Source organism: Candidatus Neomarinimicrobiota bacterium (genome assembly GCA_018647265.1).
Taxonomy (GTDB): Bacteria; Fidelibacterota; Marinisomatia; order Marinisomatales; family TCS55; genus TCS55.
The window spans coordinates 1-25,179 of the sequence record JABGTK010000053.1; the positions used below are offsets into that span (position 1 = coordinate 1).

The window sequence follows — 25,179 nt, forward strand, 5'->3', positions numbered from 1 at the left end:
ACTTCTTTTTTTCCGCCATCTGTTTCTTGAGTACCCACTTGTGTGAATCCGTATTTTTCGTGGAATAAAATTGATCCTTGATTCATTGGACGGATATTGACTTCACAGGTGATTCGCGGCGCTTTGCTTTTTGAAAAATTAGACAGGTCATCATAAAGCGCTCGACCTAATCCTTGGCTGTGAAATTCAGGTGCAATGACTATTCTGTCCACATATATGAATGAATTATATTTATTCTCAAACCATTTATAATTTATGCTATGATAATCCTTTCCGGTGGTGAGTGCTATGAGAAATCCAGCAATTCCACCTTCGACTGAAATGATTTTAAAGTAATCAGCAATATTCAAGAAATGCGCCATTTCATCAATTGCAACACTACTGACTGCTGGTAGGGCAGCTTGATTTAGTGCCAGTATTTTTGATAGATCATCTGAAGTGGTGGGTAAAATAGAAAAATTCATAGGTAAAATTAAGTCAAAGTATATCATCTTTCTTTATTGATTAGGATAGAAAGTGAAGCTAATTTCCCAAGCTTTTATTGAGCCGAAAATATATGTTTAATCAGCTGGCAGACCGGTTCGACACGATTTTCCGAAATCTTAGAGGTTTGGGGAAAATCACCGATTCTAACATTCAGCAGACGTCACGAGAAATTCGCCGCATCCTTTTGGAGGCAGATGTGAACTTCAAGGTGACCAAAGCTTTTGTGGGTCGGGTGAAAGATCGTGCCGAAGGGACAAAAGTCCTAAAATCGGTTAAACCGGGAGAACAGTTCATCAAGATCATTCACGATGAACTTGTGAATCTTCTGGGGAAAGATGTCAAGCCACTTGAACTCGGTTCTAAAAAACCAGCTGTTATACTCATGACAGGGTTGCAGGGGTCGGGTAAAACCACAACCTGTGGAAAGCTAGGAGCCAATTTGAAAAAGCAGGGCAAAACTGTCTTGTTAGCGGCGGCGGATGTATATCGCCCTGCGGCCATAGAACAATTGATTCAGGTGGGTAAAACAGTAGACATTCCGGTTTATGAGCAAGGAACCGGTGACCCGGTAGTTATTTGTCAAAGTGCAGTGGATGAAGCAAAAGCATCTAAAATTGATGTGGTTATTTTGGATACGGCAGGCCGCCTCCATGTGGATGGTGAAATGATGACCGAAATTCAAGAGATTTCTGAAGCGGTAAATCCAGATGAAATTCTTTTTATCGTGGATGGTATGACAGGGCAGGATGCAGTGAATTCAGCGGAATCCTTTTCAGCCGCGTTAAAATTGACCGGGATAATCCTAACTAAGTTGGATGGGGATGCCCGCGGCGGTGCCGCAGTGAGTATCACAGAGGTAACCGGTGTACCAATAAAATATATTGGTGTATCTGAAAAACCGGATGGTCTTGAGCTTTTTGACCCCAAAAGGATTGTTGATCGAATTCTAGGCTTTGGTGATGTGGTTACATTGGTGGAAAAAGCCCAGGAAGTTGTGTCAGAGGATGAAGCGATACAGCTTCAGAAAAAACTTAAAAATGCCACTTTTGATCTTGAAGATTTTAAAGATCAGCTTAAGCAACTAAAGAAGATGGGCCCTTTAGACCAAATAATGGGAATGATGCCCGGAGTGAATCAGAAGATGATGAAAGGTCTAGATCTAGATGACAGACAATTGTCTTGGACGGAAGCAATAATTAGTTCAATGACACCGTCTGAACGAAAAAATCCAACAATAATTGATGGATCGCGGCGATCTCGAATTGCTAAAGGATCCGGAAGGACAATTCAGGAAGTAAATCAGCTTTTAAAACAATTTACTCAAATGAAAAAAATGATGAAAAAGATGGGTAGTATGAAACTGCCAAAAAATTTAAAACATCAAATGATGGGAATAAACTAAGGAGAACTATAAGTTGGCTACGAAAATTAGATTAAAACGAATTGGACGGAGAAACAGACCTTTTTACCGTGTCGTGGTAATGGATTCACGTAACCGTCGTGATGGTGCAGCTATTGAAGAATTGGGTTGGTTTAATCCAATCGAATCTGACAAACCCTACGAACTTAAAGAAGATCGTTTCATGGACTGGCTTAAACTTGGTGCACAACCATCCGAAGCGGCTCATGGATTAATGAAGCGCAGTGGATTGGCGCACCGTTGGCATTTAACCCAACAAGGGTTGGATGAAAAAGCTATTGAAAAAGAAATGAAAAAGTGGGCACTTACCCGTGAAGAAACGCTGAAAAAGCGTGGCGAAAAAGTGAATAAAAAAAGCAAAGATGCTGAAGAAAAACTAAAAGCAGAAGCAGAGGCGACTGCCGCAGCTGAAGCAGAAGTTGAAGCAGCTGAAGCGACTCCAGATGAAGCGCCCGTCGAAGAATCCGCAACAGAAGAAGCACCTGCAACTGAAGCGTCTTCCGAAGACTCCACAACAGAAGAAGTTGTAGTAGAAGAGTCAGCTGAGGAAGCACCCGTAGTGGAAGAAGCTTCGAAAGAAACTGAAACAGCGGCCGAACCGGAGGCTGCTCCAGAAGAAGTGGCTGAAGAAACAGCAACGGAAGAAGTTGTTGAAGAAACCCCCGCAGAAGAGGCAACTGAGGAAGTACCTGTAGTGGAAGAAACATCGGAAGAACCTGAAACAGCGGCCGAACCGGAAGCTGCTCCAGAAGCAGTTGTTGAAGAAACACCAGCAGAAGAGGTTGTTAAAGAATCAGTAGAAGAAGCACCTTCTAAAGATACTTCAGAAGAAGTGCCTGTTGAGGAAGAATCAGAAGAACCAAAAGAAGAAGAGAAGTCAGAGGAAAAGTAATATCCTTTGATTAAAAGGGGAGCGGTTATGAAAGTATTCATTGAAACAATTATAAAGAAATTGGTTGATAAACCGGATGAAGTTGATGTCCAGGCTATTGATACAGATGAATTCATTGTCTATGAACTAACAGTCGGTGATGGTGACTACGGTAAAGTAATTGGGAAAAAAGGACGGAATATTTCTGCGATTCGCACAATATTATTTGCCATCAATGCCAAAGAAGGCGGAAAACGCGCCCGATTGGAAATAATTGAAACGAATGAAGAATAAACTTTTTGCCATAGCAAAAATCACACGGGCCGCTGGTCTGATTGGTGAAGTGGGTGTTCGTCCTCTTGTGCGTCATTTTGACGACTACGTTACGGATAAAGCGCTCTTCATCGGTTTTGATGAAAATTTAGCCCGGGATGTGAAGTTGGAAAAAGTCACTGGTGTGGAAAAGAGGCGACGTTTTCTTTTCGATGGTATGAAAACGCGTGACGAAGCAGAATCCATGATTGGTCAACTGTTATTCGCATCCGTAACAGATTCAGATCCCATCAATTTAATTTCGGCTGATTTGTTAGGGGCTACAGTTGTGGCTGACAATGGAGAAATTATTGGTGAACTCATCGACATGATTAGTTTACCAGGCAACGATGTTTATGTGATTTCACGGGGTGAAAAAGAAGTATTGATTCCGGTCGTACCGGAAATTGTCCGTGCGGTGGATGTGCAGATGGGTTTAGTAACCATCACCCCCATGGACGGCTTATTGGATTGAAACACCAGATTGCCATAATTACACCGGTTCCCGAAATGGTGGAAGCTGTGGTTCAGCATTCAATGCTCAGACAGGCGGTCAAGAGAGAAAAGGTGGATTTCCATCTGGTGAACTTGCGAGAATTTGGTGAAGGTAATTATCGTCAAATTGATGATAAACCATTCGGCGGTGGTGCCGGAATGGTAATGATGGCAGGACCTTTGTTTAAGGCCATTGAAAATGCGATAGAAAAAATTGGTGGACTTGATGATCTTCGGATTATTTATCCATCACCCCAGGGTGAAACCTGGTCACATAAATTAGCTGTTGAAAACAGCAGTGTGAAAAAGCTTATTGTCATTTGTGGTCATTACAAAGGTATAGATGAGCGGGTTATTGAAAAGTATGTGACTCATAAATATTCCATCGGTGATTTTGTGGTCACCAGTGGAGAAATTCCTGGTATGATATTGGTGGATAGTATCGTCAGGCTCATCCCAGGGGTACTGAATAAAATTGATTCAGCCATGAGTGACACCTTTGCAGCGGATCTGTTGGATGCGCCTCATTATACCCAGCCGCGGGAAATAAACGGCATGGCGGTTCCGGAAGTATTATTTTCGGGACACCATAAAAAAATTGAAGACTGGCGGAAAGAGCGTCAAGAAGAAAGGACGAAAGAAAATCGTCCCGATATTTGGAAGAATTATTTAGAATTAAACGAATCGGAGTAAAACGATGAATAATATAAAACCGGTTGTAGAAGGCCAATTGAAAACAGATTTGCCGGACTTTGGTCCTGGTGATACAGTTATTGTAGACGTTCGCGTTGTCGAAGGTGGAAAAGAACGTGTTCAGAAATTCCAAGGTGTTGTCCTTGGGCGTAAAGGTAGTGATATTTCCGCATCATTCACTGTTCGGAAAATTTCCGGCGGTATTGGTGTTGAAAGAATTTTCCCTGTCCATTCACCCATGGTAGCTAATATCGAAGTGATACGCCGTGGTAAAGTTCGTCGCGCTAAGTTGAATTACCTGCGCAAATTGACTGGCTCTAAAGCAACCCGTATTACCGAAAAACGCTAATTCAGTTTTTACCTTAAATTAAACCCCGCATTTTGTGGGGTTTTTTGTTATGACCAGATTTGAAAGAATCATCCTAAGTATTACCGGCGGAAGCCACCTGTCGGTCCATGCGCTTATGCTGGCATTGCCCAGTTTGATTCCAGTTATTCGGAATGAATTTGATGTGGGTCTAAGTGCGTTAGGATTCGTGGTTTCCATTAGTGGTTTCATGTTTGGGCTGGGTGCCATTCCAGCAGGGTGGGCCGAAAAGCGTTTCGGTGGCCGACAGCTTTTACTGATTTACCAAGTGGGATCATCCATTTCGGCACTTTTGGTGGCTCTTTCTGGCTCATTCCAAATGATGGTGGTGGGCCTCGGATTCATGGGATTTTTCTGCAGTATTTACCATCCAGCCGGACTTACACTCATTTCTCACCGTGTGAAATCTCTCACAAGAGGCATGGCAATCCATGGCATACTCGGTTCTACGGGATCGGCTCTCGGCCCCATATTGGCCACCACTGCTGCTGCCATTATTTCCTGGCGATCGGCCTATGCATTCCTTGGCATTTTCAATGGACTCCTCGCCATCAGTACATTTATTGCCATTCCCTATCGGAAGCGATCGGCCATTCCTGAATCAGAATTTGAAAATCACGAGGTGCATACCAATAAACCGGCCCTCATTTTATACTTTCTCACCAATGCATTCTTGGGAATGGCTTATTATGGATTTACCACTTTTATGCCCGTCCATTTTGCTGAAAATACGTCATCAATTTTGCCGAACCTCACAGCCAATATGAAAGCGGGATTATTTCCTACCATGGTTTTTATCGCTGGGATTGGTGGTCAATTGGTAGGTGCTCGCATTGGAGAACGTTTCCATAAACCGACCGCACTTATCTTTATTATTGCTGCAAATATTCCCGTTTTACTCATGATGGGTTTTACCTCGGACTTATTTTTAATTATTTCCGGTATTATGCTTGGCATTGCTTATTTCAGCAATCAGCCTATAGGCAATACGCTTATTGCGGAATTCACCCATAGCCAGAACAGGGGATTGGGCTACGGCATCAGTTTTTTTCTTAGTTTTGGGATTGGTTCATTAGCTGCCGGATTCAGTGGTGTTATTGCAGAAAACATGGGTGTAGCCGCCGTATTCCCAGCCATGGGGATATTGCTCATTCCCAGTGTGGTGTTTGCATTCTTTATGAGAAGGGCAGCGGGAAGCGCTTGATTCAGGTACCGAATTAATCTATCTTTCCTATCTCTATGACCCAAAACCAACTTAAAGAACTCCCTTCCGTATCGGAAGTATTGCTTGAATGTGATTCAACTAAGTCACTAAATAGTAAATATATAGCCTATATAATAAAATCAAAATTAGAATCCTATCGTAGCGCTGCCAAAAAAGGGTCCTTGAAACTGAAACGGGCCCAAATCACCAAAAATATTTTATCCGAAATCGAACGTTTATCGACTCCATCCATGAGGTCTGTGATTAACGGCACGGGGATTGTGCTCCACACCGGTCTCGGGCGTGCACCCATGAAAGAGTCCACCGCAAAACAGATTGTCAAACGAGTCGCCGGTTATACCAATTTAGAATTTGATTTACTTTCGGGCCACCGGGGCCAACGCCAGGATCATGTGAATGGATTACTTTCCGCCCTTACAGGGGCCCAATCGGCAATGGCAGTGAATAACAATGCGGCAGCGGTACTATTGGCACTCAATGAATTGGGCGAAGGAAAAGAAGTGATAGTTTCTCGTGGACAGCAAGTGGAAATTGGTGGTTCATTTCGTATTCCTGATGTGATTAAAAAAAGTGGATGCATCCTCAAAGAAGTGGGCTCCACCAACCGTACCCATTTAAAAGATTATGAAAAAGCCATTACCAAAAATACAGGTATGATTCTTTGGGTCCATACGAGCAATTATGTGGTGCGGGGATTCATAAAGGAAGTGGCATTATCAGATTTGGTTCAATTGGGCAAAAAGAAGCGGATTCCTGTTGTAGCAGATTTAGGCAGTGGCGCATTGGTTGATCTGTCTGAAAAAGGCATCCCCAAAGATATGCTCGTCCAGGATGTGGTGAAGTCCGGTGTGGGACTCGTAACATTCTCCGGAGATAAATTGTTGGGCGGCCCCCAAGCGGGACTCATCGTCGGCAAGAAATCGTTGGTAAGTAAACTCAAGAAAAATCCAATTGCCCGTGCCGTCCGTTGTGATAAGTGGAGTTTGGCATTTTTAGAAGAATCATTACGGTCATTTGGGGATGAAGGTCCATCGAAAGATAATTTGACTATTTCACTCATGACTGCTTCTCGAACATCGCTGACCAAACGAGGCGAAACAATTCTATCCCATTTACCAAAGAAGGCCGTGGATAAACTGGGCCTTTCATTGGTTGAATCAGAAGTAGAAGCGGGCAGTGGTTCATTGCCGGAAGAAAAATTGCAAAGTATGGCATTTCGATTTAAAACAAAGGTGATATCTCCATCAAAATTGGCAACCCAACTCAGGACTGGGGAAACGCCAGTTGTGGGTTATATTCATGGGAATACTTTTTACATTGATTTGAAAGCAGTCATTCCGGGACAGGAAAAAGATTTGGCAGGGGCCATTAGTGCAATTTAAAACAAAAGAGAACAATGCAGATCGTCATCGGTACAGCCGGTCATATTGACCACGGAAAGACGGCCTTGGTCAAGGCACTCACCGGTACGGATACGGATCGCCTCGCTGAAGAAAAAGCACGGGGAATGACCATCGATCTGGGGTTCGCTTACCTGGATCAATCCATTACTATTATTGATGTTCCTGGCCACGAAAAATTCATTCGTAACATGGTGGCAGGTGTATCCACTATCCACATTGCCCTTTTGGTCATTGCCGCTGATGATGGCATTATGCCACAGACCAAAGAACATCTACATATCCTCAAACTCCTTGGTGTTAATAACGGTATTATCGCCCTCACTAAAACAGATTTAATTGACGATGACGATTGGATTGATCTTGTTGAATTGGAAATTCGTGATCTTGTGACTGATACTTTTCTCATGGATGCGCCCATTATTCGTACATCCACCGAATCGGGAGAGGGGATTGACACTTTAAAAAACACAATAATTGATCAATCCAAACTTACGGGAACAGGATTGGATCGTGGTTTTTTTCATTTACCAGTAGATCGCGTATTTTCTAAAACGGGATTTGGTTCTGTTGTAACGGGAACCGTTCTTTCTGGGAAAGTAAAAACAGCATCTGATTTGGATATAATTCCCGGGAATCAAAAAGCAAAAATCCGGGGCATGCAAACGCATGGTGCAGAAACAGTTTCAGTAAAAATGGGCGATAGAGCTGCCATCAATTTAGCTGGCACTGAGTTGGATGACCTATTTCGCGGCGCAGTGATTGCCGAACCAAATTGGGTAAAATCAACCGAAAAACTCGTTGCCCACGTGACCATGATTCCTGATATCAAATGGAAATTGAAAAACCGGCAGCGTGTCCATCTCCATATCGGTACAACTGAGGTGATTGCCAAAGCAGTTTTACCAAGACCATTGGAAGGTGGTCAATCGGGGAATGTGATGTTTCTTCTTGAAAAGCCTGTGGCAGCACTTATGGATGAGCGATTTATCATTCGTAGTTATTCTCCTATGGAAACGATTGGGGGTTGTGTGGTTCTTGATCCAAATCCACAGACAACCCGAAAAGGATTGCGGAAGTGGACATCAATACTCGATTTGAACCCATCGGAGCGATTCAATCAATTTGTCTCTGAATCATGGAAATCGCCAAAATCTCTGGGTAATTGGTCCCGACATTTTCACACCAATGAAACACAAGTGAAAGCGTGGTATAACGAGACAGGAATCCGAAATGAAAAAGGACTTTTATTCACAATAGAATCATTAGAAAAGTCTGTGGAATTAATCAAAAAAATATTGATCCAGTTTCATGAGAAAAATCCCTATAAAAAATCTTTATCTAAAGATCGATTAAAAGAGGAAACAAAATTTAGTGGCAACTGGCTATCATTTTTGTTAGCATCCATGGAAACTGAATTAATCTATGCTGAAGGTGGTTATGCCCTTAAAAGTCATTCTGTAGTATTGTCCGATGAAGATGAGTCGTTAGCAAAAGAATTGGAGTTGTCCGTGAAATCATCATTGTATCAGTTGCCAAAAGCTGATGACCTCCTCAGTGAAAGTCCAAAAAAGGCATTGGAAATTCTCCACATTTTGAAGGATAATGAAAAAGTAGTAGAAGTGGCACGAGGGATGTGGATTCACGTGGACGTATTGAATAAATTGAAGGATGAATTACATGCATATTTTTCGTCCAAGCCTGAAATGAAAGTGGCCGATTTCAAAACAATGACCAACACCAGTCGGAAAACGGCCATTCCACTTTTGGAATATTGCGACAAGTACGGATTCACCGAGAGAAATGGCGACATAAGACAAAAGGGTGAAAACTGTGGCTAAAGAACAGGGCACACCACTCATGCGTCAATATAATGAGGTAAAAACCCAGTATAGTGATGCCATAGTCTTGTTTCGAATGGGCGATTTTTATGAAACATTCAGCGAAGATGCTAAACTTACGGCAAAAATATTGGGCATTGTTCTTACCAAAAGATCAAATGGTGCTGCCGCTGATGTACCTTTAGCCGGATTTCCTTATCATGCGCTGGATAATTATTTACATAAGTTGGTGAATGCGGGCCATCGTGTAGCAATCTGCGAACAGGTAGAAGACCCAAAGCTGGCCAAGGGAATTGTTAAAAGAGAAGTAATTGAGGTGGTGACGCCTGGAACTATCACTGCCGAGCAAGCATTGGACCAAAAAGCGAATCAATATTTGGCATCGCTTTATTTCGGAAAAACAAATGTCGGGTATAGTGTGTTGGATCAATCCACAGGAGAATTTTTTATAGGCGAATGTGCTCCGGATCGTTTGACAGAATCCTTGAGAAAATTAGCACCGCGAGAAATTATAGTGGGTGAATCGGTTGTGTATTCCACTGCGGATTGGTATCGTGAATTGAAACCATTTATTACCAAAGTTGATGATTGGATATTTAATTATGATCAAGGATATCGTGCACTAACTGAGCATTTTAAAGTAAAATCCCTAAAGGGTTTTGGGTGTGATGAATTACCTGATGGTATTACCGCTGCTGGAACCATATTTCACCATATAACCGAATCGTTGAGTGGAGCCGTAGATCATATTTCTGCAATTCATCCTGTCTTGGATGATGATGTGATGGGCTTGGATGGGTTTACTGTTCGAAATTTAGAAATATTTAAAAGTCTCGCAACCCAAGGTACGCATGGAACACTCATCGATGTACTAGATCAAACAGTAACTTCCGGAGGTGGACGATTACTGAAGCAATGGTTAAATCGGCCATTAACCGACAAAAAACGTCTCAATACTAGAATGGATATAGTAACTGCATTCCATGAAAATAATCGTGCCCTAGAAGACGTTCAAGATCATCTAAAACAGATATCGGATATTGAACGGATTGTGGGACGTGTAAATAATGGAAAAGTTTCACCGAAGGAGATTAATGGATTGCGATTGAGTTTGGAACAAATACCGAAAGTGAAAACTGTTCTAAAGAGTTCCGGTGATAAATATTTAAAAACATTCGTAAAACGATTTGCAGATACGGATAAGATCAGCAGTAAAATTACGAAAACACTCCATCCGGAAGCGCCAACACAAATCAAACAGGGAAATGTAATCCTTGGTGGTGTGAATGATGAACTGGATGAATTGCGTACATTGAGTAGTGGGGGTAAAGAATGGATTGAAAATCTTCAAGCAACTGAGCGGGAGAGGACTGGAGTTTCGAGGCTTAAGATTGGATACAATCGCGTGTTTGGATATTTTATTGAAATTTCAAAAGCAAAAGGCGATCAAGTACCGGAAGAATATATCCGCAAACAAACTTTAGTGAATTCCGAGCGGTACATCACGCCGGAATTAAAAGCATATGAAGAAAAGATTTTATCGGCCGATGAAAAGATTGAAGCGATTGAATCGAGTATATTTAATGAACTATGTAGTGATGTTTTAAAAGAAGCATCCATTTTACAAGAGAACGCATCTGTCCTTAGCCGATTAGATGTTTTAACAAATTTTGCATCTGTGGCGAAAGCTAATAAATATATAAGACCCACATTAAATGATAAGGGGGCGCTCAAGATCAATGGCGGTCGCCATCCGGTGGTGGAACAATTGCTTCCTGCAACAGAACGATTCATTCCAAATGATTTGAAGATTAATACGAAGAAAAGCCAGATCCATTTAATCACAGGACCCAATATGGCGGGGAAATCTACATATTTGCGACAGGTGGGTCTAATAGCGCTCATGGCGCAGGTTGGTTCCTTTGTCCCGGCCGAAAAAGCAGAAATCGGTATGGTCGATAAACTTTTCACCCGTGTAGGCGCTAGTGATAATCTCGCCGGAGGTGAAAGTACATTCTTAGTTGAGATGAATGAAGCGGCTAATATTTTAAATAATGCCACGGATAAGAGTCTCATACTCTTAGATGAAATTGGTCGCGGTACAGCCACATATGACGGACTTTCTCTCGCTTGGGCAATCACCGAACATTTGCACAACAATGAGTCTGTTGCAGCGCGAACCCTATTCGCAACTCATTATCACGAATTAACAGATCTTGAGAATACATTAGAGCGTTTAGAGAATCACCATATTGCTGTGAAAGAATTTGGGGATAAAATTGTCTTTTTGAGACAGATTCTTCCCGGTCCCGGGGATAAGAGTTATGGTATTCACGTGGCGAAAATGGCTGGATTGCCAAGACAGGTTATTACTAGAGCTACAGAAATTCTAAATTATCATGTTGAGAATCATCCCACAGATGACCATAAGGAAGTGCCTTCGGCGGAAGATCAAATATCCATATTTTCTGAACAAGAATCTGAATTAAAAAAGGATTTATCAGATTTGGATGTGTTGAGTGTTTCGCCTCTTGAGGCCATCCAAAAGCTGGATGATTTAAAAAAGAAGCATGGCCTATAAAAAAGATTTGTCATGCTGAATGAGCGAAGCGACATGAAGCATCTCAAGCAATTAAAAACCAGATGGCGAATGCTTGAGATCCTTCGTTTCAAACTCAGGATGACAGTTGTGTTTATTTTTCTGAGTGCGATCAGTGTTTCTCAATCCTATTGGGTCAAATACGGATGGCAGGTTTTTAACAGCGCCGGAGATGCACGCATTCTCTCTTTGGGTGGTGCTGCCGTTACTGATTTTGGAACGTCGGTATCACCTTTATTCAATCCTGCGGCTAGTGCAAAGGTGGGAATTCATAATTTTAATTACACCCACCAAAGCCGTCTCGCTGGGATGATTAACAGTGATCTTTTGGGATTCCCTATAAAGAATTTCTCCCGTCCACTAAACCTTATTATCATTCATGAAGGGATTGATCAAATTCCCGATACACGAAACATACTGTTAGATTTTGGTCTAGATGGTGTTCCGGGAACAGGGGATACAGGAGAAGGAAACGGTATTTTAGATGAAGGGGAGCGGTTAAATGAAAATAAGCTGAAATATTTTTCCCAAAGGCAATTGGGGTTTCATTTAAGTACATCATGGAAAAAAGATAATTTCGAAATGGGATTAGCCTTAAAAATGCTTCAACACAGGCTAGGTGAGTTTTCCGGGACTGGCATTGGATTGGATTTTGGTATATTAGCTATCCCATGGAAAAATGGACGATTGGGACTTACCATTCGGGATGTGACTACCAGTTGGCAAGTTTGGGATAATGGCACTGTGGAGCGATTTAAACCAACCTTAATCACAGGATTATCCCATAATTACAAGTTTACTAATACACCCTTATCCGTAACGGGAATGGGAAATATTGTGTGGGATGCTGCCGGAAAATCATTGGATGATGACTTTAACTTAGGGAAACACGGCGGACGGTTTCTCCTAGGATTGCATGTATTGTATGATTACAAAATTGCCGTTCGGCTTGGTCGAAATGGTATTGGTTCAACTACTGCAGGAATTGGATTGAGTTGGGAAAATATGTCTCTGGATTATGCCTTTTTAAATGAACCCTCGGGATCGGGGTTAGGTGTCTCCCATATGGTTTCTCTGGCGGTGAATTCCGATTGGGTTAAAAATTATATTGAAAAACTGTAAAGACGCATAGTAATAAGTCTTTACTGCAATTTAGAACAACGAATTAATAGCGATTTAGTAATAGATTCTTCACGAAGGTGACGAATCTTTAAATATTCGGGATCCCTTGCAAAAGTATTGAATACATCCCAACTGGGCCATTCAACAAAATAGATTAAGTCCGCATCAAATTCGCCGATTATGTCCTGTTCGGGGAGATATAAATCTGTAACGGGCCGCCCACCATATTTGGTCACAATTGGCAGTGCTGCTTTCATATATTGATTATACCCCTTATAGCCGTCATCCTGTTTAAACCAGAGGGCGTTTAGCATATAAAATGGTTTTTGATCAGTCATCTTATTTGTTCCATTTAGTTAGTAGTAGGCGTCTCGATTAGTAGAGACAGCGGGTCTGTACTACGACCTATATTCCCAATTTCCGCATAATCCAATCAGGTGCATGCCTCATTAATGGCACCATAAAAAACCGCATTTGCCAGGGGAAAATAAATACTTTTTTCTTTTTCTCTACAGCTCGAATTATCTTTTTTACTGCTTCATTCGTTTCGAGTAAAAATGGCATGGGCATCTCATTATCATTCGTCATTTCACTTTTAATGAATCCCGGACAAATAGCTGTAACGGAAATACCATATTTGTAGAGAGCAGACCGCCATCCTTGGGAAATATTCCTTACAGCAGCTTTTGATCCGCTATATGCCGAATGATGACCTACGCCGCGGAAGCTCGCCACTGAGCTGACTACAACGATCTTTCCACTTTTTTGCAATTTTAAATGTGGTATGAAGGGCATGACAGAATTGGTAACACCCAAAATATTGATGCTCAATATATGGTTCATTGTTTTTGCGCTGCCGGAACTCAATGCATCGGGGCTACCCACACCGGCATTGGCATAGATGGTATCAACTTCACCTGGAAGAGAGATAAAATCATCGATAGCTGATTTGCAAGCATCAGCATCCAATACATCTAATGGATATGCTTTTCCGTCCCCACCTAATTCTTTACATTTAGAAACCACTGATTCAAGAAGGTCTCCTCGACGGGCAGCAAGTCCAATAAAATAATTTTGTTTTGCGTAAGCATAAGCTAGGTATTCCCCAATTCCGCTACTGGCGCCTGTGATAAATACTTTTTTATTCATGGTCTAATATACGACGATTGTCGTGCAGAATAAAGTGTCAGACAAAAGACTGTCAATCTAAGTAGAATTTTAGAACTCATTCATTGGTAACCTTGCAATAAAAAGTGTAATTTCCCTGACTTTTTTCGGACTGAAAATATATGATACAAAGCATGACAGGATTTGGCCGTGGTACGGCCGGTAATGGGGCCAACAAGCTCAACGCCAATATAAAGGCAGTGAATGGTCGTTTTCTGGATATTAAAATCCGAGGAATTGACATTGACCCTGCCAGTGAAAAAAAGATTAGGGACATTATTTCAGAAAAATTGATTCGCGGCACCATTCATATAAACCTAGAATTGGAAGGTGGCGGGAAGAATCAATCCTTATCTTTTAATAAAGAACGATTTGAAGCTATCGAAGCGATTTTGCTAAATATTCAAAAAGAATATGGCCGGCATCTTGATATGGGTGACCTTGTGAGTATTAATGATCTTTTTACCCATGTGGACGGTGAATCTCTGGGGTCGAATCAATTGATTGAGGCGGTGAATGATGCCTGCAATGAAGTAATTGAAATGAGAAAATCTGAAGGTCAGAAACTAAAAAAAGACTTTGAACTACGTCTATCAAATCTAAGGGAAGTCTTGGGCTTGGTAGAAAAAGAATTACCTGAAGAATTTCAAAAGCGAGAAGATAGATTCAAATCCCGAATTGTCGAACTGTTGAACGGCGCTCAAGTGGACGAAAACCGAATTGCCCAAGAAATTGCAATGATTGCAGAAAAAGCAGATGTTACTGAAGAAACTGTTCGATTGCAAAGTCATTATGAACAATTCAATTCATTGCTTAATGAAGATCAGCCCACAGGGAAAAAGTTGAATTTTCTTATGCAGGAAATTGGCCGCGAGATTAATACAATTGGTTCAAAAAGTTCTTCGGAAAAAATTGTGAATCATGTGATTACCATGAAAGATGAAGCGGAAAAAATGCGGGAACAGGTCCAAAACATATTATAATAATGAAAAATTTGGTTATTATTTCTGCCCCTTCCGGATCAGGTAAAACAACCCTATGTCGCGCACTTCAAAGACGTGACGAGTCCATTCGTTTTTCTGTTTCTTGTACTACGCGTGAAATCCGAAATGGTGAGGTGGACGGTGTAGATTATTCATTCCTATCAAACGATGCATTCGAAAGTGAAATTGAAAATAGTAATTTTGCAGAGTGGGAACAGATTCATGGTGATTACTATTACGGCACACTGAAGACTACCTTGGATGAAACCATCCAGCGGCAGGAATTACTCCTTTTGGAATTAGATGTAAAAGGTGCCATGTCGATTAAAAAAATATATCCCGAACAGACCATGTCTATTTTTGTGGAGCCACCCAGTTTGAATGATCTTCGAAAAAGGTTGGTGAAGCGGGGAACTGATTCAGAAGAAAGAATTACAAAACGGTTGGAGCGTCTGAGTGCAGAATTGGAATACAAATCCAATTTTGATCACCATGTTATTAATGATGACGTGGATCGCGCCGTTGATGAAATAATGAACATTATACAACATGAAAATGAAGGAGTATACTATGGCTCTTGAACCAATTTCCATTCGTCAAATGGAAGACCAAACGCAGGATGTCTATGAAGCAGTAGTTGTAATGTCCAAACGGGCAAAACAAGTGCTTAACAACAGAATCGTAGAAGAAATTATGGATTCTACCGAGGAAGTTGAAATGGGTGTTTATGACCAGGTAATCGAAAAGAATCCAGAAGACTATGAAGAACTGGAAAAATCCTCTACAGTCGCCGTTAATGAATTTATTGAAGGTGATTTAAAATGGGATAATAAAGTTAGGGAAGACGACTAATAGGTCCGGGCGGCCTAACAATAGCCCATGGGTCCAGTCTCTTCTGATGAAATAAACCGTTATTTAAAGCAAACCCGCGATCTTTACGGGGATGAACTTTTTGTAGAACTGGGCCCCATGCCTTCGGAGAAAACCACATCGGAGGACAAACCTCAAGCGATACAATCTGACTTTGCGTCGGATTTGTCATCCTTTCATCAAGATATTCACCAATGTCAGCAATGTGCCCTAGGACATTCCCGCGCTAATTTTGTTTTTGGAGTGGGAGATCAAAACGCATCATTGGTTCTCGTGGGAGAAGCTCCCGGCGAACAGGAAGAGCTTAAAGGCGAACCATTCGTAGGGCAAGCAGGGGAACTTTTGGATAAGATTCTCGCAGCCATTGATCGTTCGCGGGAAAAAGATGTCTATATATGCAATGTATTGAAATGCCGTCCTCCTAATAACCGTGATCCAGTGGCAGAAGAAGTTGAACAGTGTGAACCGTATTTAATCCATCAAATTAATTTGATTCAGCCAAAACTCATTGTAGCTTTGGGTCGAGTGGCCGGAATGACCCTTCTCAATGTGGACAAACCGTTGAAAAGTATGCGTGGTGTTCTTCACGACTATCATGGTACTTCCTTAATCGTGACATACCACCCGGCTGAATTGTTGAAAAATCCCAATTGGAAACTAGAAACATGGAAAGATTTTAAATGGATTCGCTCCATTATTGACACATAAAAAAATGGCAAAAAACAACGAATTAAAATTAACAGCCCAACCTCAAGCACTTGAAGCCGAACAGGCGGTCTTGGGATCCATGCTCACCTCCAAAGAGGCTGTGAGCAAGGCGATGCAATGGATATCGTCCAGCCAATTTTATAAAGAAGCTCATGTGCGTATTTTTTCGTGTATGGTGGATCTTTTTGATAAAGGCGAACCCATCGATGCCATTTCAGTGGTTGATCGGCTGAAAAAGAAAAAACAAATAGAGGGTGTTGGTGGTGCCTATTATATCACAGGATTGGCTGAATCTGTTCCCACCACTGCAAATGTAGAACATTATGCCAAGATTGTACTAGAAAAGGATCTTTTACGAAGATTAATTCAAGTTTCGCAGGAAGTGGCTAAAGATGCTTTTGAAGATGCGCAGGATGTGGACGATATCTTGGATTCTGCTGAGTCGGCAATTTTTAATATTTCTGAAAAAAGACTTAAGGGTGGTTTTCAACACATTGATCCAATATTACATCAAACTTTTGAGGAATTGGATAAAATTGCTTCCAAACCGGGAACGGTTACCGGTGTGCCATCCGGATTGATGGATTTAGATGATATGACTTCTGGTTTTCATCCTGGTGAATTGATCATTGTCGCTGGTCGGCCGGGTATGGGTAAAACAGCATTGGCCCTATCTATGGGTCGCAATGCAGCCGTTATGGGAAAAACGGGTGTTGGTATGTTCAGCCTTGAGATGGCCAATCATCAATTGGCCATGCGTTTATTATGCGCTGAAGGAAGGGTGGATAGTCATTTAGTCCGAACGGGAAAACTGCCCAAGACACAATGGAAAAATTTAAGTATCGCCGTTGGAAATCTAGCAGAAGCGCCCATCTATTTGGATGATACACCTGGTATGACGGTATTGGAAGTGCGTGCTAAATCACGGCGGTTGAAAGCGGAGCATGATGTGGGTTTGATTATTATAGACTATCTCCAATTGATGTCCGGGCCTAAAGGAGTCGAAAGTCGTCAACAGGAAATTTCTCAAATATCTCGATCGCTTAAAGCTTTGGCCAAAGAGATTGAAGTGCCAGTGATTGGATTATCCCAGTTATCACGTGCTGTTGAAAGTCGCGTTGACCGTCGGCCGCAATTGTCTGACCTACGTGAATCTGGAGCGATTGAGCAGGATGCGGATGTTGTCATTTTCTTATATCGCCCATGGGTCTATTCCCAAGAAGATGAAGATCGGGGTAAAGCAGAGATTATAGTATCCAAACAAAGGAATGGTCCTACGGGTATAGTGGAAGCAACGTTTATCGATCGGTTTGCTCGCTTCGAGAATATGTCTGCCTTTGCGGAAATGGAAGCTGAGTCCCCCTTCTGATGGACAATCCTCTGGCCAAATTCGCACCGTTTCTGGTTGGCGAATTCCCAAAGCCCTTTATGGAACTGCTAAAAAATGTATCCCTAACACCGCAGCTCAATGAAGATGATTTAAAGAAAGAATTATGGCAGGCTTATGAATACGGATCTCGCCATCATGAAGGACAAAAAAGACGCTCTGGTGAATCCTATTTTGAAAACCATTGTGTAGAGGTAGCCAAAATCCTTGCCGGTTGGAATATGGATCATATTACAATCATTGGTGGTTTGCTTCACGATACTATTGAAGATACAGAAGCATCTTTTGAAGGAATTGAAGAAAGATTTGGGACAGATGTTGCCAACTTGGTCAATGGAGTTACGAAGTTGGGTGGCATTCGTTTTTCAAGTCGTAAAGCAAAGCAAGCGGGCAATTTCATGAAAATGCTCATCTCAGTTGCCCAGGACCTTCGTGTTATTATAATAAAATTTGCGGATAGACTTCATAACATGTCTACCATTGATCATTTGCCAAGGATTAAACAACATCGAATCGCTATCGAAACACGGGACGTTTATGCGCCATTGGCCCATCGATTAGGTATGGCAAAGGTAAAATGGATGTTGGATGATCTTATTCTCAAAACATTAAATCCTGGCACTTATAAAGAAATTGATGTGAAGCTTAAATCCTCTAATAAGCAGCGCGAAAAATATATTAAAACCATCACGGCAGCCCTTTTAGAAGAATTGAAGGATTATAAAATAGACCCCAAGATTTATGGTCGTCCAAAGTCTCATACATCCATATACGGTAAAATGATTCAGCGAGGGAAAGCTTTTGAAGAAATCTATGATATTTTAGCAGTCCGTGTTGTGGTTGAGAAAATCGAAGAATGCTACTTGACGCTCGGGGTGCTGCATCAAAAATTCAAACCGATCCAGGAGCGATTCAAAGATTTTATTGCTACCCCCAAAAGTAACGGATATCAATCCATTCATACTACCGTTGTTGGTCCCGGCGGAAAATTAATTGAAATCCAGATTCGCACACTTGAAATGGAACAAACGGCCGAAATTGGGGTGGCCGCTCACTGGCGTTATAAAGAGGGAGCTCAAGAGGCTAAGAGTGTAGATGGCCATATAAAATGGCTACGGGAATTATTAGACATTCTTCAGAGTGAAGAAAATGATCCAAAAGAATTTATGCATCTGCTAAAAATTGATCTATTTGGCGATGAAATTTTTGTATTTACACCCAAAGGTGATTTAGTGCAATTGCCTTCAAAATCCTCACCGCTTGATTTTGCTTACCAAGTTCATACAGAAGTGGGTCACAATTGCCTAGGTGCAAAAGTGAACCATAAGGTTGTCCCATTGAATACAGAACTGAAAAATGGTGATACGGTAGAGGTAATAACAAGCAATTCCCAAAGTCCCAATTATGGATGGCTCAAGTTTGCCGTGACATCTAAAGCTCGGAACCAGATTAAACGATTTTTAAAGAAAAAAGAGCGTGACGAAAGTATGAAAATTGGTGAGGAAATTCTCACCAAAAGTTTGCGCCGGCTTAAATTACTCAAACAACTTGATGCAGTAAAGGCAGCCTATTCTAAATTTGGTTTTGGTGGTGTAGAGCAATTGGTAGAAGCTGTAGGAAAAGGTGAAATTTCAGTCCGCGAAATCATGAAAAAGTTAGCACCGGAAAAAGCACCAGTTGAAGAGGAAGATACTTCTAGCTTTTTCAGATTTTCACGAAAAGAAAGCCGTAGTATTAAACTGGAGGGAATCAGCAACATTATGACCAATTTTGGCAAATGCTGTAATCCTATTCCTGGGGATGATATGATAGGTTTTATTACGAGGGGTAGAGGTATAACTGTTCATCGCTCATCCTGTCCAAGTTTACCATTGCTTAGCGAAGAATCTGATCGTCTGGTGCCGGTTGAATGGGAGGTCACTCGCAATGATTTATTCAATGTACGATTAAAAGTTGTAGGTCAAGATCGCAAAGGTCTCTTAAAGGATATGACTGAAACCATTTCAAAACTGAATATCAATATGACATCCGTGGACATTAAAGTTAAGGAAGCGGTGGCTACGGCTATTTTTATTGTTCAAGTAAACAACCTGAAGCAATTGGATAGGGTTGTGCGAAAAATGGCAAAAGTTAAAAACATTGACTTTGTCGAACGCGCTCAACATTAATCTATAGAGTTCAGTATAAAAATGGGACGTTTATTAGGGATCGATCATGGTACTAAACGGGTAGGGCTGGCCCTTTCTGATCCATTAAAAATTATTGCAAAGCCTTTTCAAACGCTTACATATAAGGATTTTAACGATCTGAGTAGCCAGTTAAAATCTATCATAATTGAAAATGATATCGAAGGTATTGTATTGGGTTTTCCTATTGGAATGCAGGGGCAACGAACCCAACAAACTGATAAAGTGGCAGAATTTGCAGAACTGTTAAAGTATGCAGTAGATGTACCCATTGCATTAGAAGATGAACGATTAAGTTCGATAAGTGCAGAAAAATCGCTCATTCTGCAAAATGTAAAAACAGGTCATAATAAAGGTCGGATAGATGAAACAGCCGCAGCCATTTTTCTTCAACAATACCTAGATCGTACCCGTTAATGAAAAATATATTTAACCGATCACCATTTCAACTGGCAATAATTTCTGGAATTCTGGTTGGGTGTGCTTTTCCGCCAATCCCAGGCTTTACAGCATGGTTTGGATTTTTGCCACTCATTCATATTTGGCAAACACAATCCCCGAAAGAATCGGCAAGATGGTCTTTTTTTGCCGCCGTTATTGCCAATTTAATTTCATTATACTGGATAGGCCTAAATTCTGGTGCCACCATTCTACCCGTATTGTTTTCATTAATTGGTGCCATACTATACTTGGGAGCAATCTGGGCTGGGTTGGGCTGGATTATATCAAAAATTGAAATAAAGACAGGAAACAGTCTCAGTATTGTTCCGTTTTTATGGGCAACAATGGAATGGATTCGTAGCTTTGGACCGCTTGGATTTCCGTGGGCAAACCTAGCCACAACCCAAACGGTTTTTTTACCTGTTATTCAAATGGTGGATATTACAGGAACAGAAGGTGTTGGTTTTTGGATTCTTTTGATCAATATTATTTTATATATCACCGTTCAAGCTGAATTCAATAAACAAAAATTATTGTTATGCCTTTTAAGTGTTTTTTTATTGCCATGGATTGTTGGACTTATGCGGTTGCCTACCTATGAATTTAGCGAGAATGATCCTTATCGTGAGGTGGCAGTGATTCAGCCAAATATAAACCCAAACCAAAAGTGGGAAGCATCTTTTCGTACACGGCTTTATGAGATTATGGATTCCTTAAATGTTAAAGCAATGGACTCAAAGCCCAATTTAGTTCTATGGCCAGAAGCAGCTTTACCCGCGTATATGCGAGTATCCCCTAAAAGATATAAATATGAAATGATGGTTCAATCTAAAGGAATCCCTATTATGATGGGGACTATAGATTTAAAACGAGATTCCACTGGCCGACGGGTATATAATAGTTCGATATATTTTGGTCTGGAGGGAAATGAAATATATCATAAAAAACGTTTGGTGCCATTTGCAGAATACATTCCTTTATCTGAGCAATTCCCTTCACTTAAAAATCTCAATTTCGGCCAGGCTAACTTTACTGCAGGAAAAGAATTCACAACATTCCCTTTGGATTCAATTCTATTCAGTAATATGATTTGTTACGAATCGAGCTACCCATCCGTGGCACGTGGATTTGTACAAAAGGGAGCTAGGTTCATTACTTTAGAAGCCAATGATGCATGGTTAAGGAATTCATCGGGCGTTCGACAGCATTTCGAATTGGCACGATTAAGGGCCGTTGAATTGAGAACGGGTATTGTCCGCAGTGCCAATACGGGGATTTCCGGCATTATATATCCCTCCGGGAAGGTGGCTAAAAAGATCAAATTTGGTGAACAGGCTGTTTTTAAAGGTAAAGTCCCCCTCAACCAAGGAATAACTTTTTACGCTCGTTACGGAAGTGTTTTTGCACAAATGTGTTTCATTTTAACTTTGATACAAATTGTATGGCTTTTCAGACGTCCAAAAAAATAATATTAATCATTATTCTATTTTCCGGCTTGGCGATCGGTCAGGTGAAAGAGAAGAAGATACTTAATCCGGTTATTCAATCGGCACTCATTCCAGGGTGGGGACAAAAATCCCTTAATTACCCAAAACGGGCACGCTTGTATTCTTACATTGAATCGGGGCTTTTTCTTTCGATTTTGGGAACAACCACTTATTCTAATATTCTCAAGAAAAATTATGCTGCTTTTGCGGCGGAACATGCCAATGTTTCATCCGGAAGTAAGAGTCATAAATATTGGGTAGATATAGGCAATTTTGATACGGTGACTGATTATAATGATGAGCATTTGAGAAATCGTGAGATGGATGATCTTTATCCTGATAATTTAAAATGGAGCTGGGAATGGGATACAAATGGCAATCGAAATACATTTGAGACAAAACGTATTTTGAGTGATCAAATGAAATTAGCCGCTTCATTTGGAATGGGGGCGGTAGTTTTGAATCACGTTATATCTGCAATAGATGCATTGTATTTAAAACGCGTCACTCAGAAAAAGGAAATTTCAGTTTTACCCTATCAACAATTAGAGACAGACGGAATTGGTTACGCCTTAACCATCCACTTTTAGTATGTTCAAGCACCCTTTGGTCAATCTATGGTTTTTTCTGGGATTTTCATTATCCCTTTTGATGGCCGTTTCTTATCAAGGATGGGGTATCCATTTTCTTGTTTTTTCATTGATAGCTTTGGTGAATAAATCTCATTTTACAACCGTAATACCGAGGATGAAACCATTCGTTTTTTATTTCCCCATTATGCTATTTATTTATGTCCTTTTTTCCCTTTTATTAACAGACAATTCAATCATTGTAATTCTGGATGAAGCATTTTTTGGATTTTTGAAATTGCTCCTAATGGTGGCGGCCATGACCTTTTTCATTGAAACAACGCCGAGTCAAAATATTGTGGTATTGGCGAGAAGCGTTTGGGTGAAAATGGGTAAATCATGGAAATGGGTCGACGATTTCTTTTTATTCCTTGGCATGACATTGCGATTTTACCCCACTTTTCAATCCAATTGGCAATCGATCCGGAATAGCCGGAAAGCATTGGGTTTAGAAAACGACCTTTCACAGTGGGCGCAGGTAAAAATAGCGGCAAAAGAAATGCCGGGAATGTTAATTCACCAATTACGTAGGGCGGATGACGTAGCCATGGCAATGATTCTTCGAGGGTATGGAAAACAGATACCGCGCGGTGTAACATATCCCATTTCTTTTAAGATTAATCATATACTTCAAATGACAATTGTAGCATCCTTTTTCTTGGGAATTCATTCCTTTGCCACGATTTAAGATTAAAATTCAATATGACGGTACTGGCTACCGCGGTTGGCAACTTCAAAAAGAAGACAGAACAGTTCAAGGTGAAATAGAATCTGCACTCACAACCTTGAATAAGGGAGAAAGCATTCGCATTTACGGTGCAGGGCGTACGGATACTGGTGTCCATGCTACGGGACAAATCGCCCATTTTGATTTTAAAACGGATATGGACTCATGCAGTCTGAAAGATGCCATGAATGGCAATCTTCCAAGAGATTCGAGGGTAATGGAATGTCTTGTAGTTCCGCCGGAATTTCATGCAAGGTTTTCTGCCAAACAACGTCACTATTATTACCGAACAAGGACCGACGATTTTCTCCTCGATCGAAATTATACTTGGCATACCGGCCCATTGGATCAGAACATATTAAATGAAGCAGCCCAATATATAGTGGGAAACCATGATTTTACCTCATTCAGCAGAAATAATGAAGATTTGGAACACCGCCGTGCCATCGTCTATGATTCAGTATGGAAAGGGGACGGCGCCGTGGTAAATTATCACGTAACCGCGAACCGATTTCTACACCATATGGTCCGCTATTTGGTGGGAACAATGGTTGAAATATCACGTGGAAAATTTGAATTAGAACGGTTTAAAAATTTGATTGATCATCCTAAAGACAATGTAAAAATATTTAAAGCACCGCCTAAAGGGTTGGTCCTCACAAAAGTGGATTATGATGACTAAAAGAATAAACTCTATTTGGATTGCTCTTTGTATAGTTATTCCTTTAAGTGGCCAAGAGGGTGTTGAACATTCCCGGCAAAATGCCATTACCAATGCTATTGAGCATGCCAGCCCTGCCGTAGCTAGCATAAATGTTACCCAAGTTCAGCGATTTTCTGTAAGTCCATTTCAGCGCGACCCCTGGTTTGAATATTTTTTCCCGCCGGAAATTCGTCAACGAGAAGTTAAGGGCTCGGGCTCAGGTGTTGTAATCAGTCCTGATGGTTATGTGTTGACCAATGACCATGTGGTTGAAAATGCCTCCAAGATAATCGTGACGCTACCGGGAGGGGAAGAATATAATGCCGATGTGGTTGGCCTTGATGATATTACTGATTTGGCGCTACTAAAATTAGAAGGGTCAAATTTTCCATATGTTAAAATGGGGGATTCCGATAATCTCATTATTGGCGAATGGGTGATAGCGTTGGGGAATCCATTTGGGCTATTTGATGTGAATCAACAGCCTACGGCAACTATCGGAATTGTGAGTGGTAAAGATTTAGATTTTGGGATTCAAGGTGGAAAGATATTTCAGGATATGATACAAACTGATGCGGCCATTAATCCGGGTAATAGCGGCGGCCCATTAGTTAATGGTAAAGGTGAAGTAATCGGCATAAATACATTTATATATACTGGATCAAGGGCAAGGCAAGGGTCTGTTGGTATTGGTTTTGCAATACCGATAAATCGGGCGCGACGGATTGCAGAAGAATTGAAAACTAAAGGTCGAATCGTTCGTGATTTCTCTACCGGTTTACGTGCCCAGCCTCTAGACAAGAAGACAGCTGAATATTTAGATATACCTTTTACAAAAGGTGTAATTGTAACACACATTTTAAAAAACAGTCCTGCCTCAAAAGCAAAGTTAGAATATGGTGATGTAATCGTTGGTGTTCAAAATGAAGAAATAAATAGTCTTGAAGACATTCTAGAAATCATAGAAATTAATGATCTACGTCCCGGAGATAGGCTCAAGATGCGTGTATGGCGGAATGGGCGATATTTTACAAAATCCTTAATATTGGGAAAACTTTAG

Annotated in this window: 26 protein-coding genes; 23 read left to right on the forward strand and 3 right to left on the reverse strand. The window is 41.1% G+C overall.

All coding sequences use genetic code 11. The features are described from left to right. The coding region (locus HN459_03430) for a GNAT family N-acetyltransferase (protein MBT3478494.1) at positions 1-491 on the reverse strand (491 nt) is incomplete at its 3' end. 65 nt (positions 492-556) lie between these two features. Here HN459_03430 and ffh point away from each other — a divergent pair. The 11 genes from ffh to HN459_03485 are packed head-to-tail and all read left to right on the forward strand — an operon-like array spanning position 557 to position 12,831. Then, positions 557-1,888 carry a signal recognition particle protein gene (ffh, locus tag HN459_03435; protein MBT3478495.1) on the forward strand — a complete coding sequence of 444 codons (1,332 nt, stop codon included), beginning with the start codon at positions 557-559 and terminating at the stop codon, positions 1,886-1,888. Between the two features lie 13 nt (positions 1,889-1,901). Next, positions 1,902-2,798 carry a 30S ribosomal protein S16 gene (gene rpsP, locus HN459_03440; protein MBT3478496.1) on the forward strand — a complete coding sequence of 299 codons (897 nt, stop codon included), beginning with the start codon at positions 1,902-1,904 and terminating at the stop codon, positions 2,796-2,798. A 27-nt stretch (positions 2,799-2,825) separates the two neighbouring features. Continuing rightward, positions 2,826-3,071 (forward strand): KH domain-containing protein, encoded by a 246-nt coding sequence (locus tag HN459_03445; protein ID MBT3478497.1) that lies wholly within the window; start codon positions 2,826-2,828, stop codon positions 3,069-3,071. Further along, positions 3,061-3,564: a 16S rRNA processing protein RimM gene (gene rimM / locus HN459_03450; protein ID MBT3478498.1), complete on the forward strand. Its 504-nt coding sequence runs from the start codon at positions 3,061-3,063 to the stop codon at positions 3,562-3,564. Before HN459_03445 ends, rimM begins: the two co-directional genes overlap by 11 nt. A gap of 35 nt (positions 3,565-3,599) precedes the next feature. Then, positions 3,600-4,277, forward strand: a complete 678-nt coding sequence (gene trmD / locus HN459_03455) for a tRNA (guanosine(37)-N1)-methyltransferase TrmD (GenBank protein ID MBT3478499.1) — start codon at positions 3,600-3,602, stop codon at positions 4,275-4,277. A 4-nt stretch (positions 4,278-4,281) separates the two neighbouring features. After that, on the forward strand, positions 4,282-4,626 hold the full coding sequence (rplS, locus tag HN459_03460) for a 50S ribosomal protein L19 (protein ID MBT3478500.1): 345 nt from the start codon (positions 4,282-4,284) through the stop codon (positions 4,624-4,626). Between the two features lie 49 nt (positions 4,627-4,675). Next, entirely contained in the window at positions 4,676-5,848 is a 1,173-nt protein-coding gene (locus HN459_03465) for an MFS transporter (protein ID MBT3478501.1), read from the forward strand. A gap of 35 nt (positions 5,849-5,883) precedes the next feature. Further along, positions 5,884-7,251 (forward strand): L-seryl-tRNA(Sec) selenium transferase, encoded by a 1,368-nt coding sequence (gene selA / locus HN459_03470; protein ID MBT3478502.1) that lies wholly within the window; start codon positions 5,884-5,886, stop codon positions 7,249-7,251. Between the two features lie 14 nt (positions 7,252-7,265). Beyond that, positions 7,266-9,110 (forward strand): selenocysteine-specific translation elongation factor, encoded by a 1,845-nt coding sequence (gene selB, locus HN459_03475; protein ID MBT3478503.1) that lies wholly within the window; start codon positions 7,266-7,268, stop codon positions 9,108-9,110. A 19-nt stretch (positions 9,111-9,129) separates the two neighbouring features. Next, positions 9,130-11,691, forward strand: coding sequence for a DNA mismatch repair protein MutS (gene mutS / locus HN459_03480; GenBank protein ID MBT3478504.1), 2,562 nt, complete (start codon positions 9,130-9,132; stop codon positions 11,689-11,691). Between the two features lie 33 nt (positions 11,692-11,724). After that, the gene (locus tag HN459_03485; protein MBT3478505.1) at positions 11,725-12,831 is read left to right on the forward strand and encodes a hypothetical protein; all 1,107 of its coding nucleotides are present in this window, start codon (positions 11,725-11,727) and stop codon (positions 12,829-12,831) included. Between the two features lie 20 nt (positions 12,832-12,851). Here the strand turns inward: HN459_03485 and HN459_03490 are convergent, their stop codons facing one another. After that, complete coding sequence (locus HN459_03490) at positions 12,852-13,169, reverse strand: DUF1330 domain-containing protein (GenBank protein MBT3478506.1); 318 nt, start codon at positions 13,167-13,169, stop codon at positions 12,852-12,854. Between the two features lie 67 nt (positions 13,170-13,236). Beyond that, the gene (locus HN459_03495; protein MBT3478507.1) at positions 13,237-13,980 is read right to left on the reverse strand and encodes an SDR family NAD(P)-dependent oxidoreductase; all 744 of its coding nucleotides are present in this window, start codon (positions 13,978-13,980) and stop codon (positions 13,237-13,239) included. Between the two features lie 140 nt (positions 13,981-14,120). On the opposite strand from HN459_03495, the gene HN459_03500 reads away from it, so the two are divergent. Genes HN459_03500 through HN459_03555 form a run of 12 tightly spaced genes read left to right on the forward strand, consistent with a single transcriptional unit; the run spans position 14,121 to position 25,179 of the window. Continuing rightward, complete coding sequence (locus tag HN459_03500; protein ID MBT3478508.1) at positions 14,121-14,981, forward strand: YicC family protein; 861 nt, start codon at positions 14,121-14,123, stop codon at positions 14,979-14,981. 2 nt (positions 14,982-14,983) lie between these two features. Then, entirely contained in the window at positions 14,984-15,562 is a 579-nt protein-coding gene (gene gmk, locus HN459_03505; GenBank protein ID MBT3478509.1) for a guanylate kinase, read from the forward strand. Beyond that, positions 15,552-15,833 carry a hypothetical protein gene (locus HN459_03510; GenBank protein MBT3478510.1) on the forward strand — a complete coding sequence of 94 codons (282 nt, stop codon included), beginning with the start codon at positions 15,552-15,554 and terminating at the stop codon, positions 15,831-15,833. The genes gmk and HN459_03510 overlap by 11 nt, the downstream gene beginning before the upstream one ends. Before the next feature lie 27 nt (positions 15,834-15,860). Beyond that, a complete protein-coding gene (locus HN459_03515; protein MBT3478511.1) occupies positions 15,861-16,559 on the forward strand; it encodes a uracil-DNA glycosylase in 699 nt (232 codons plus the stop codon). A gap of 4 nt (positions 16,560-16,563) precedes the next feature. Then, positions 16,564-17,928: a replicative DNA helicase gene (dnaB, locus tag HN459_03520; GenBank protein MBT3478512.1), complete on the forward strand. Its 1,365-nt coding sequence runs from the start codon at positions 16,564-16,566 to the stop codon at positions 17,926-17,928. After that, positions 17,928-20,114, forward strand: coding sequence for a bifunctional (p)ppGpp synthetase/guanosine-3',5'-bis(diphosphate) 3'-pyrophosphohydrolase (locus HN459_03525; GenBank protein MBT3478513.1), 2,187 nt, complete (start codon positions 17,928-17,930; stop codon positions 20,112-20,114). The genes dnaB and HN459_03525 overlap by 1 nt, the downstream gene beginning before the upstream one ends. A gap of 21 nt (positions 20,115-20,135) precedes the next feature. Beyond that, positions 20,136-20,549 (forward strand): Holliday junction resolvase RuvX, encoded by a 414-nt coding sequence (gene ruvX, locus HN459_03530; protein MBT3478514.1) that lies wholly within the window; start codon positions 20,136-20,138, stop codon positions 20,547-20,549. Beyond that, a complete protein-coding gene (gene lnt / locus HN459_03535; GenBank protein MBT3478515.1) occupies positions 20,549-22,042 on the forward strand; it encodes an apolipoprotein N-acyltransferase in 1,494 nt (497 codons plus the stop codon). The genes ruvX and lnt overlap by 1 nt, the downstream gene beginning before the upstream one ends. A gap of 26 nt (positions 22,043-22,068) precedes the next feature. Beyond that, positions 22,069-22,650: a hypothetical protein gene (locus tag HN459_03540; GenBank protein ID MBT3478516.1), complete on the forward strand. Its 582-nt coding sequence runs from the start codon at positions 22,069-22,071 to the stop codon at positions 22,648-22,650. A 1-nt stretch (position 22,651) separates the two neighbouring features. Then, on the forward strand, positions 22,652-23,377 hold the full coding sequence (locus HN459_03545) for a hypothetical protein (protein ID MBT3478517.1): 726 nt from the start codon (positions 22,652-22,654) through the stop codon (positions 23,375-23,377). Next, on the forward strand, positions 23,364-24,098 hold the full coding sequence (gene truA / locus HN459_03550; GenBank protein ID MBT3478518.1) for a tRNA pseudouridine(38-40) synthase TruA: 735 nt from the start codon (positions 23,364-23,366) through the stop codon (positions 24,096-24,098). The genes HN459_03545 and truA overlap by 14 nt, the downstream gene beginning before the upstream one ends. Then, on the forward strand, positions 24,088-25,179 hold the full coding sequence (locus HN459_03555; GenBank protein ID MBT3478519.1) for a trypsin-like serine protease: 1,092 nt from the start codon (positions 24,088-24,090) through the stop codon (positions 25,177-25,179). Before truA ends, HN459_03555 begins: the two co-directional genes overlap by 11 nt.